The sequence below is a fragment of the Robinsoniella sp. RHS genome (assembly GCF_001029355.1).
GTDB lineage: Bacteria > Bacillota > Clostridia > Lachnospirales > Lachnospiraceae > Robinsoniella > Robinsoniella peoriensis.
The window spans coordinates 1-8,301 of sequence record NZ_JNGB01000203.1; the positions used below are offsets into that span (position 1 = coordinate 1).

Below are 8,301 nucleotides of genomic sequence, written 5' to 3' on the forward strand. Positions count from 1 at the left end.
ATCATATAATCACGGATATTTGCTCTTAACAGGGAAACAATCTCTTTTCCTAACCCTTGCTTTTCTTTATGTTCCTTCATTCCTTCAACCTCCTATGATCTGATTGCCATCTCCATAACCTTTTCTTCATCAGCATCTTCCGCTATTAGTTCCCCGGTAATCCTGCCCTCCGACATTACATAAAGCCGGTCACTCATTCCCAGTACCTCCGGTAATTCAGACGATATCATAATAATGCTCATTCCCTGTTCTACCAGCTTATTCATTAAAGAATAAATCTCAAACTTTGCGCCAACATCAATTCCCCTAGTAGGCTCGTCCAGAATTAAGACATTCGGATTTACAAAAATCCATTTTGCAAGCTGTACCTTCTGTTGATTTCCCCCGCTTAACTTTCCGGTCTTTTGTTCAATGGAAGGTGCTTTGATATTAATGGACTCCCGGAATGAATTTGCTGTCTGAATTTCTTTATTCTCATTAATAGACAATCCCTCTGTCAATTCTTTTAAGTTGGCAATGGAAATATTAAACTTGATGTCCTGGATTAAAATCAGCCCATTCCCTTTACGATCCTCTGAAACATAGGCAAGCCCGTCCTGAATCGCTTCTCTGGGATTCTTAAATTTACGCGGTCTGCCATTTATGTAAAGTTCGCCGCCTGTCACCTTGTATCCGGAGGGGTTGCCAAAGATGCTCATAGCAAGCTCTGTTCTTCCTGCTCCCATCAGGCCCTGAAGTCCCACGATTTCACCTTTACGGACATTCAGGCTGATATCATGTAAAATTTCTTTTCCTTTCGCCGGGTCCGTTACGGTCCAGTTCTTAAGCTCTAAAGAAATATCACCAATTTCATGTTTTTTCCGGGCGGGATAAATATGTTCTATTTCCCTGCCTACCATATGTTTTATGATTTCCGCTTCTGTAATCTTCTGATTTGCCACATCCATGGAACAGATCGTTGCGCCATCTCTCAAAACGGTGATCGTATCTGCAATGGCTGTTATCTCCCTTAATTTATGTGAAATCATAATACAGGTAACGCCCTGGCTTTTTAATTCCTGAATCAAAGCCAGGAGGTTCTGACTGTCATCTTCGTTTAACGCCGCAGTTGGCTCGTCCAGAATCAGCAGCTTTACATTTTTGCTCAGAGCTTTGGCTATTTCCACCAGCTGCTGGTTTCCCACGCTTAATTCTTTGACTTTCATGGAAGGATCTGCGTTAAGCTTTACCTTTTTCAGCATTTCTCCGGCTTTTACGATGGTTTCATTCCAGTCGATTCTTTTTCCTTTCATGAGTTCATGACCAAAATAAATATTTTCATAAATACTTAATTCCGGTATCAGCGCCAGTTCCTGATAAATGATTGCAATTTCTTTTTCTTCACTGTCAGCAATGGACTTAAACTTTTGTACTTCCCCGTTAAAGATGATATCACCCGAATAAGTACCATATTCATATTGCTGGACTCCGGACAGAACTTTCATCAAGGTGGACTTTCCGGCACCATTTTCTCCCACAAGGCAGTGAATCTCCCCTCGCTTTACTTTGAAATTCACATCATTTAATGCCTTCACACCCGGAAACTCTTTTGTGATATGTTTCATTTCCAATATATATTCCTTCACGCTCTTCCTCCTTTCTAAGCGCCTGTTAACAGGCTTGCGAAAAGGGGCGCTGATAAGAATCACAACCGCCCCTTTCGTCTTTAAAAGCTAATAGTTTTATAATCCTGTAAATTCTGCTTCTGCATAGTATCCGGAGTCAATCAGTACTTCTTTCAGATTTTCCTTCGTTACCACTACGATTGGCGTTTCTTTTGCCGGGACATCCTTTACCTCATTATTATAATTAACATCCGTTACCGGTGTTTCTCCCTTTAAGATTGCAACTGCCATCTCAACAGAATCCGCTGCCAGTGTTCTCGTATCTTTAAATACTGTCATAGACTGTTTTCCATCGATTATGTACTGAATGGATGCCTGCTCGGAATCCTGTCCGGTAATTACATATTTGGTCACTTCTTTATCTGTTGCAAATACATCTGCAATGGAGCGGGAAGTTCCATCGTTTGGTGCAAGGATCAGCACATCACCTTTTGCTTCTGCGGAAGCGCTGGTAAGGTTTGCTTCTGCTTTTGATTTTGCTACATTGAAATCCCAATCCGTAGTAACCTGTCCGATAATCTTTCCTAATTCATCTCTGGTCAGTTCTGCTTTATCCTTTAAACCTTCTGCTTCCTGGGAATTGGCAATCTTAAATGTGCCATCCGCAATTTTAGGCTGCAGCACACTCCATGCACCTTCAAAGAAAATGAAAGCATTGTTGTCTGTTGCTGCTCCTGCGTACAAATAAAGCGGAATATCTTTTCCTTCCGGTGCATTGTCAATTAAGTACTGGCCCTGCGCTTCGCCAACTGCAAAGCTGTTAAAGGTTACATAGTAATCCACTGCATCTGTTCCGGTAATCAAACGGTCATAAGCAATTACGGTTACGCCTGCTGCTTTTGCTTCTTCAACACTTGCCGCTGCTGCGGATGCATCCTGTGCACATATGATAAGTACGTCGATCCCCTGGGAAATCAAAGTCTCAACATTTGTCTTCTCTGTTGCTGAAGATCCCTGACTAAATAATACCTGATTGCTGAACCCTGCATCTCCCAGGATAGTTTCAAACTGCTTTTGATCCTGAAGCCATCTCGGCTCATCCTTAGTAGGTAAAACGATTCCCACCTGTAAATCCCCGTCAGATTTCTTATCATCTGCTGCTGTAGTATTCTCCTCTGACGCTGCTGCCTCTGTAGCTGCTGTTTCAGCATTCGTCTCAGCATTGGTCTTAGCCTGCGTTTCAGTAGCTGCTGCTGTGTCACTTGCCTTTTCAGTTCCTCCCCCTGCACCGCATCCGGTGAGTAATCCCAGTGCTAAAACAGTCGACATAACAAATCCTAATACCTTGCTTTTCATATTTTTATCCTCCTAATGATTCTTCTTTTTTTGAAGCATACAGCCTCATTTTATAGTTAACTAGTTTCTTTTTAATAAAAATTACCACTTATTATTGAAAAATTCTCTGATAAAACCGCCTTACTTTCAGGCGGAACCAATTGTTCATATTTTTTCATTTTACAGGTAATTTCTATACAACTTGCTCATACCCTCCTTTTTAAATTTTAGTGCTCCACAATCAGCACTGTGAACCTTTCCCTTTTTTCATTCTTATATTAGCAAATAGATGGCACTTTTAACAATAGAATCTTTTGCTTGTACAGAGTAAAACCTTGCTGTCTTCATCAAATAAAAAAGCGGCGCAAAATTTTACACCGCTTTTTCCTGCTTATTTATACCAAAAGCATAGTTTTACACTGTAGATCTCCCGCTGCAGCCCGACCGCTTCAGGCACCCTGGAGCATTAATTGTAGATATCCTCCTCCAGATGAAATCCGTCAGCAATTACCGTATCCTTTATTGTGTCCTGCGTAACCGGATATACTTCAATCGCTATATAGGGAATTTCTGTCTGTCCGTCATAGAGCGTACTCACTGTATCCAGCGGCTGCCCCAGTGCCAGCTTTTCACAGGCAGCCAGTGTCTCACTGACCAGATCCTGAATGGGTTTATACACGGTCAGCCCCTGGCGTCCCGCTACGATGCGCTGGCAGGCAGAGATATCCGCATCCATCCCCACCACCTCCACACCACCAATCCGGTTTTCACCGAATGCGTCAGTCACCCCCCATGCCAGTGAGTCATTGCCGCAGATGACCGCCGTCAAATTATCCCGATAGCTGTCAATCCTTTCCTTAACATAACTGTATGCGTTTTCCCTCACCCAGCCCTCAATCCAGGTCTCATCCACTATCCAAATATCACCAGACGTAATATATGGTTCCAGTACCTCCATATATCCCTCACGGATCATGGGGCAGTTGTTATCGCTCTTTGGGCCGTTTACCAGTAAGTATCCACCGTTCCCTGCGTGCTCTATCAAGTACTCTCCCATAAGCCGCCCCACCATAATATTGTCAAATGCAATATATACATCTGCTCCCGAATTGCGGATAAGACGGTCATACACGATCACAGGAACTCCCTGGTCTTTGGCAAGCTTTACGCAGCGCACCTCCTTTTCCGCATCATTCGGTGCGATCACCAGCACGTCAATGTCCAGTCCCAGCAGTTCCTGTACCTGAGCATACTGAATTTCCGAATCCCGGTTGGCATTTCGCACGATCACATCGATGCCCTTCTGCTCGGCTTTGGACTGGAAAATATCCCGGTCCCGCAGCCACCGGTCCTCCAGCAGCGTTGCCATGGAGAACCCAACTCTTACGTGCTGTACCTTGGTCTGCTCTGACTGCGAAACTGGCTCACCCCGATAGCAGCCCCCCAAAAGAAACAGAAATAGGACTGCTGTAAAAACCGCAATGAATCGACTAACCTTCATCCTTACCCTCCCCCCTTTCTGCTGAGGTCCTGTAGTCGCCGGCCTTAATTCCAGTGTACTTGTGAAACACCTTAGAAAAATAGTTCGGATCATTGAACCCCACCAGATATGTAATCTCTTTAATACTGCTGTCGGTTTTGGAAAGCAGCTGCTTCGCATGCTTAATCCGTACCTGAAGCAGCCGTTCCTTAAAGTTACTGCCGGTATGCTCTTTGAATAGACGGCTGAAATAATAAGGACTTAAATTCACACTGGATGCCACCTCCACCAGATTAAGTTCTTTGTTGAAATTTTTTTCGATATAGTTCGCCGCCTGATCGACGATCTTCTTCGTAGAAGACAGGATATTCTCCTGCGGTCCGTAAGAACTGTTTATCTGCTGATCCAGCTGCATCCTTGTCTCGTCAAATACCTGACTCCGCACCTTGTCAGCCGGAAATGCCTCCGCATATTCCAGCGCACACAGCGCCTGCTGAAGCCCAAGCCGGCATTGCATAGGACCTGTCACTGTCTGACTTATCCCTGCCAGGACTCTCGCTTCACTCTTATCCTTTCTGTTCATATCGGTGAGAATTAAATCCAGGCGGTGGCTGAAATCAACCGGATATGTATCTGGAGATTCGCTGGGCGGAACGAGAATCAGCGCACAGGCTACGCCTTCTTCTAACACATCCCGGATACTCTCCTCCATATCAGGCAGGCACTCCAACAAACTGTTCCACAGCAGTGCCACGTGCCCTGTATCGTATTGAAATGCCACAATAAATACAGGCTGGCTGGATAAGCCCAGGAAGCTGGCACACGCCAGCAGTCTTTCGTCAGAATTTCGATCGGGCAGCAGCGCGTGGATGAAATCACGCTGAATCATCGGCTGGGCGATCTGTAAACGCTTCTGTCTGGCATCTTTTGCATTCCTTTCCGCTTTACGGTCCGCAATTTCAGCCATTACCTTTTTTAACGCTGCGGAAAACTCCGTCTGCTTAACCGGCTTCAGTAAATAGTCACTTGTCCCCATGGACAATGCTTCCACCGCGTAATTAAATTCACTGTATGCGGAAACGATTATAAATCTTGTATCCGGGGCATATACCTGTATCTGCCTGATCGCCTCCAGACCGTTCAGTCCGGGCATCTGGATATCCATGATCACAATATCCGGGTGCAGTAATGCCGCTTTCTCCATGGCCTCCCTGCCGGAAAAACAAGTGCCCACAACTTCCAGTCCCGCATCTGTCTTTTGTACCATCACATTTGTGGCCTGGGCAGCGATGGGCTCATCATCTACTACTAAAACGCGTATACTCATTCCTTATTTCCTCCTCTGCAGCTGTTGGCTGTCATTCTGCTGGTAACTTCAGCCGTACCTGCGTCCAGCCGTCTGCGGATACAATCTCCACCGGTCTCTGGCACCGGCACACAATTTGCAGGCGCCGGTAGACATTTTTCAGTCCGATTCCGCTTAAGTGCCCCCGATGCTCCTGAAACTCCTCCGTGTACAGTGCCTCGATCTTCTCTTTTGGAAATTCCGGACCGGTATTGGCAATCACCACTATGGTGTCATCCTTGTCACTGCTGATTTTTAATAAGATCTGTCCTCCCTCCTCGATCAGGTTTACTCCATGCACAAAAGCATTTTCCACCAGGGGCTGCAGCGTCATTCGGGGCAGCGTTACCCCCTTCAGGTCAACCGTTTCGTCCACCTGGACGTCAAACTTAAGCCGTGGTCCAAATCGTGTGGTCAGCAGCTTCATATAAGCCTCCACATTCCCCAGCTCCTCCTCAAGGGTTGCGTTATCCAGGCCTTCCAAATTGTATCGAAACACATCTGCGGCATTTTCCAGATACTCGCAAACCACCTCATCTCCTGACAACATGGCAATTTTAGCCCCGATGTTAATGGTATTAAAGATAAAATGCGGATTCATTTGGGCATGCAGTGCATGCAGTTCTGCTTCCTGAAGCAGATTATCTTTTTCCAGTGACATGATTTGCTGCTGCGCCAGCTCGTTTTCCAGCTTCTGCTTCTCCTTAAGACTTTCCAGATACAAACGGGTATTCTCCACCATGACCTCAAAGGACTCGTACAACTGCTTAAACTCCAGATTCTCCTGCTCCAAACAGATATCAATGCTATAGTCTCCTTCCGCAACACGCCTTGCATAGCCCGCCAGCCGTGTAATTGGTCTGCTGACATTGTTGCTAAGGTTGATCAGTATAAACACCACAAAAAAGATGGATGCCCCGAACAGCCCATAGGACAACGCCGTTCGAATCGTGACTACCTGCTGCATTTCGTAGTACTGGACGCTGCTCTCCTGTAATTCGCTTGCCATCAATGACTGAATATACTGATTGATCAGGCGGAAATCGTAGCTCACGCTTTCATAATATTTCACATACTCCGTGTTTTTCTGGTTGCGCTTGGCAACGATTAGATCCTCAGCAGAGCTCAGATAATGGCTCAGGTTTCCCCCCAGATTCACATATCGTATGTCCTGCTGCCGGCTTTGATCCTGAAGCTGTTCCACAATCTTCTCTAACTGGTTCTGATTATCATAATAGCTTTGCAAAGAGACGGAATTTCGTGAAAAAAGATAGTCGCTTATGTTGTCCTGAAAGGTTTGAGTCATGGTCTGAACTTCTGAAAGCTGCTGATTCACTTCTGCAAATGTAGTCATTCTCTGCAATAGAAACTGGGAAGAAAGAAAATTATAAACTCCTACCATCACGCAGATAATTGCCGCAATAAAATAGGTAAACAGCAATGTATGACGAAGCGACGGCGGTTTGCTTCGTTTCCGCCCCCCGCTCATTGCTCCGTCTCCAGCCACAGCCGGCTAAACTTATCAACGTTTTCACGGGTAATCGTATGTAGCGGGACCGGCATATTATCGTCATAGGAGTGATTATTTACCCACGTGTGCAGCATTGCCACGATATCGTTACCCATCTGATCCGGATCCGGGGTCACTGTGCCATAAATAACTCCTCGGTTTACATAGTCCAGGGTTTGCTGCTGCATACCGTATCCAATAATCTGTACTTTATCGACCAGATTGCTGTCAATTACCTGCTGCGCAATCAGCGGCACTGTGTATGCGTTCAGGCAAATAATGGTATTATAGGTGTTCTTTAGCCCCTCGAGCGTATTTGCCAGCTTTTCACCCGCATATACTTCCTCTTCGGTGGAAAGAGTCTGTACGATCTCCGCGTCATCATGCTGGCCAAACACTTCCATGATACCCTGCACCTTCATATTTTGATATGTAGAGGGAATGCCTTCCTGCGTCTTTTCCAGTACCAGCACCGCTTTGCACCCCTCTTCACCCGATGCGTCTATGGCCAGCTGCCCGGTGTTGGTACCGATGCTGTAGGAATTGGCACTCACCGCCGGAATCGTGTCGCGCTGGTAATTTTCGCTCTCATACAAGATTAACTGCACACCCTGCTCACTTGCCAGCTCATACATTTCCTGCGTAAACACCGGGTCGTTGGACTGAAATGCTACAGCCTGTGCTCCTGAATATATGGCAAACACCACACTGTCCCGCAGTGTGGTTGACTCCCAGCTCTGCAGTGTCTGATTCTCCACATTAATATGATACTGTTGCGCCGCCTCTGCAGTGCTTTTGCGCAGATGCTGGTAAATAAGATCGTTATCCTTGCTGATGACGATCATTCGGCTGCCATGCTGTCTATCCGTCACCTCCGCCTGTCCGACGGAACTAAACAGAAACAGCTGTATGTACAGAACCACCATTAAAACCAGAAAACCAATAGAAACCAACATATATTTTCTGCTCATATTCTCTCCTGTCTATTGCACCCATGCTGCTATACTTGTACTCTTGAATCACTTTA

At 45.8% G+C, this 8,301-nt stretch carries 6 protein-coding genes; all 6 read right to left on the bottom strand.

The annotated features are described in order from the left end of the window. Positions 1 to 92 precede the first annotated feature (92 nt). Positions 93 to 1,625, bottom strand: a complete 1,533-nt coding sequence (locus RHS_RS28305; RefSeq protein ID WP_047835081.1) for a sugar ABC transporter ATP-binding protein — start codon at positions 1,623 to 1,625, stop codon at positions 93 to 95. Positions 1,626 to 1,721: 96 nt separating this feature from the next. Then, on the bottom strand, positions 1,722 to 2,960 hold the full coding sequence (locus RHS_RS28310; RefSeq protein WP_047835082.1) for a sugar ABC transporter substrate-binding protein: 1,239 nt from the start codon (positions 2,958 to 2,960) through the stop codon (positions 1,722 to 1,724). A 445-nt stretch (positions 2,961 to 3,405) separates the two neighbouring features. Further along, positions 3,406 to 4,440 (bottom strand): substrate-binding domain-containing protein, encoded by a 1,035-nt coding sequence (locus RHS_RS28315; protein ID WP_161597395.1) that lies wholly within the window; start codon positions 4,438 to 4,440, stop codon positions 3,406 to 3,408. Beyond that, complete coding sequence (locus RHS_RS28320) at positions 4,430 to 5,746, bottom strand: response regulator (protein ID WP_047835083.1); 1,317 nt, start codon at positions 5,744 to 5,746, stop codon at positions 4,430 to 4,432. The genes RHS_RS28315 and RHS_RS28320 overlap by 11 nt, the downstream gene beginning before the upstream one ends. Before the next feature lie 31 nt (positions 5,747 to 5,777). Then, positions 5,778 to 7,253: a sensor histidine kinase gene (locus tag RHS_RS28325; protein WP_047835084.1), complete on the bottom strand. Its 1,476-nt coding sequence runs from the start codon at positions 7,251 to 7,253 to the stop codon at positions 5,778 to 5,780. Continuing rightward, positions 7,250 to 8,245, bottom strand: a complete 996-nt coding sequence (locus tag RHS_RS28330) for a sugar ABC transporter substrate-binding protein (protein WP_047835085.1) — start codon at positions 8,243 to 8,245, stop codon at positions 7,250 to 7,252. Before RHS_RS28330 ends, RHS_RS28325 begins: the two co-directional genes overlap by 4 nt. Positions 8,246 to 8,301: the final 56 nt, after the last annotated feature.

Excerpts from the sequence above, each read along its gene's own strand:
- RHS_RS28310 (WP_047835082.1), bottom strand. The coding sequence starts at position 2,960 with ATGAAAAGCAAGGTATTAGGATTTGTTATGTCGACTGTTTTAGCACTG.
- RHS_RS28320 (WP_047835083.1), bottom strand. The coding sequence starts at position 5,746 with ATGAGTATACGCGTTTTAGTAGTAGATGATGAGCCCATCGCTGCCCAG.
- RHS_RS28330 (WP_047835085.1), bottom strand. The coding sequence starts at position 8,245 with ATGAGCAGAAAATATATGTTGGTTTCTATTGGTTTTCTGGTTTTAATG.
- RHS_RS28325 (WP_047835084.1), bottom strand. The coding sequence starts at position 7,253 with ATGAGCGGGGGGCGGAAACGAAGCAAACCGCCGTCGCTTCGTCATACA.
- RHS_RS28315 (WP_161597395.1), bottom strand. The coding sequence starts at position 4,440 with ATGAAGGTTAGTCGATTCATTGCGGTTTTTACAGCAGTCCTATTTCTG.